This window comes from Streptomyces sp. NPDC046881 (genome assembly GCF_040645015.1).
In the GTDB taxonomy this organism is placed as follows: domain Bacteria; phylum Actinomycetota; class Actinomycetes; order Streptomycetales; family Streptomycetaceae; genus Streptomyces.
This window is the reverse complement of record NZ_JBEYXJ010000233.1, coordinates 1-2077: the sequence shown is the minus strand read 5'-3', so window position 1 is coordinate 2077 and position 2077 is coordinate 1. Positions and strand designations below refer to the sequence as shown.

Sequence of the window (2077 nt, the reverse complement as noted above, 5' to 3'; positions counted from 1 at the left end):
TGGGTGTCTTTACGCGACCTTGCCGACGTCGGCCGCCGCGGGCTCCTTGGCCTTGAGCAGGCGAAGCTTGGGCGCAGGGCCGGACCGGCTCCGACGTCATTCGGCGGTTTTGCCACTCGAACCGTCCCCTCTTCCGAACTCGCGCGCGGACAGGCCGAAGACGAGACCGCCGAGCAGGAACCAGGGATTCCACAGCACCAGCGTCCACAGCCGCTGTGCCGGGCTTACGTCAGCGCCCGCTGTGTCGGTCAGCAACAGCACCTCCACCGCGATGCCGCGCACCAGCAGAACGACGCAAACGGACCAGCCCAGAGCCTTGATCAGCCGTCCGGCCAGGCGATGGGGCCGCGGTCGGGCGAGAAGCCGCCCCAGCGCCCCGCCGACGAGGCACAGCACCCCCACACCCCACAGGCCCACCACCACGAACCACGCCGGGCGTTTCTCGGCCAGGGGTCCCGCCGAGAAACTCAGACCCCAGTTGCCGCCCAGTGCCCAGTAGAAATGCAGCATGGCGAAAGCGACCGCCCAGGCGCACGCGATACGCCCCCACACACCCGCCGTTGTCCTGTTCTGCCGATCTTCACGCACAGGGAGGAGCATGCCAGTGCCCTGGCGCACCGGCGTGAGGAAGGGTGGGGTTCCTTGGGGGAGGGGATGCCGCCCTGGTCTCACAGCTGAGCTCGCCGTGGGCTCCTCAGGGTTGCTGCGCACTCCCCTGCGGCCGGTGAACAGCGTCGCGGTCGGGTGGGAGGACGATGCGGGCCGTGCCGCCGGCCAGGTCGATACGGGTGCGCGGTGGGGCGCCGTCGTCCTGGTCGTCGCGGCGGTTCGCCTCATGTTGCTGCTGCTCGATCTCGATCGACTTGGCGCCGTTGAACACCAGGTCGAACTCATTGAACGCCGACCCTGTCAAGGGGCGGTGCTCAGGGCCGCGGCCGCGGTGAAGGACGCTGCGCCGCTTGAATCGTCGCATCATCAACTCGGCCGCACCGCAGACGAACAGAAGAAAGGCCAGTGCCGGAAGCGCGGCGCCCCACATAGCCAGCATGGGGGAGAAACGCGGCGCCGGTGCCGGAAGTTCCCGTACCTGAGTTCGACTCCCGGCGTGCCCGCCCTCCCCGATGCCGTCGGACGGCGTAGCAGCTCCAGTGCCTGAGGGTCGCCGGCCTGGTGTGAGGCGGATCACGTTCCGGTTCTCACATCCCTTTGCGGCCTCCCCGGGTCCGACTAGCGGACCGTCTTGTTTAAGGGGAAATAAAAGATGAACAATCGAACTCTCATGGCTACGGCAAGTCTGTGTGTGACGGCGGCGATGGCCCTGACCGCATGTGGTGAGGACAAGTCAGCCGACGTCAAGGCGGAGGGCGGCTCCGCCTCGGCCACCGCTGAGCCGTTCAAGGGTCTGACCGCGGCTCAGATCTCCGAGAAGGCCCGCGTGGCGATGAAGAAGCTGGACTCGTTCAAGGTCAAGGGCAACATGACCACCGACGGCGAGCACGTGACCTTCGACTTCGCCGTCGCCAAGTCGGGTGACTGCCAGGGGAACTTCAGCACGGGGGGTGCGTCCGCCGAAATCCGTCAGATCGGGGACACCGCCTACATGAAGGGCGACGAGAAGTTCTGGCGGCAGACGGGCAGCGAGGAGGGGTCCTCGTCGGCGGAGACGGATGCCCTCATCGAGATGCTCAAGGGGCGCTGGTTCAAGATGCGGGCGCAGGATGCGAAGGCGGAGGACAAGTTCCCCTTCTGCGACATCGGCACGATGTTCGAGAAGGACGAGAAGGACGGCCACCTGACCCGGAAGGCGGGTACCGAGGTCAACGGAACGCCCGCCGTGACGCTCCAGGGGAAGGACGGTGCCGCCACCCAGACCCTCCTCGTGGCCGCCAAGGGTGAGCCCTACGCGCTCAGAATGACTGCCGAGGGCGGCAAGGAGCCCGGCTCGTTCGACTTCTCGGCCTTCAACGAGCCTGTGACGGTCACGGCCCCGCCGGCCGGCGAGGTCATGGACCCGGAGAAGCTCGCGGGCTGACACCGCCGGCCTGCCGCCCGCCCCCTCCCGGACGTCCCCGGGGGC

At 67.8% G+C, this 2077-nt stretch carries 3 protein-coding genes; 1 reads left to right on the top strand and 2 read right to left on the bottom strand.

Annotated features, from left to right (window positions below; translation table 11 throughout):
* Positions 1-96: 96 nt before the first annotated feature.
* Both ABZ923_RS41230 and ABZ923_RS41225 read right to left on the bottom strand, forming a co-directional pair.
* A complete protein-coding gene (locus tag ABZ923_RS41230; RefSeq protein ID WP_361483575.1) occupies positions 97-600 on the bottom strand; it encodes a DUF3995 domain-containing protein in 504 nt (167 codons plus the stop codon).
* 94 nt (positions 601-694) lie between these two features.
* On the bottom strand, positions 695-1048 hold the full coding sequence (locus tag ABZ923_RS41225) for a DUF6191 domain-containing protein (RefSeq protein ID WP_361483572.1): 354 nt from the start codon (positions 1046-1048) through the stop codon (positions 695-697).
* Positions 1049-1279: 231 nt separating this feature from the next.
* On the opposite strand from ABZ923_RS41225, the gene ABZ923_RS41220 reads away from it, so the two are divergent.
* Complete coding sequence (locus ABZ923_RS41220; RefSeq protein WP_361483569.1) at positions 1280-2032, top strand: hypothetical protein; 753 nt, start codon at positions 1280-1282, stop codon at positions 2030-2032.
* The last annotated feature ends 45 nt before the right edge of the window (positions 2033-2077 follow it).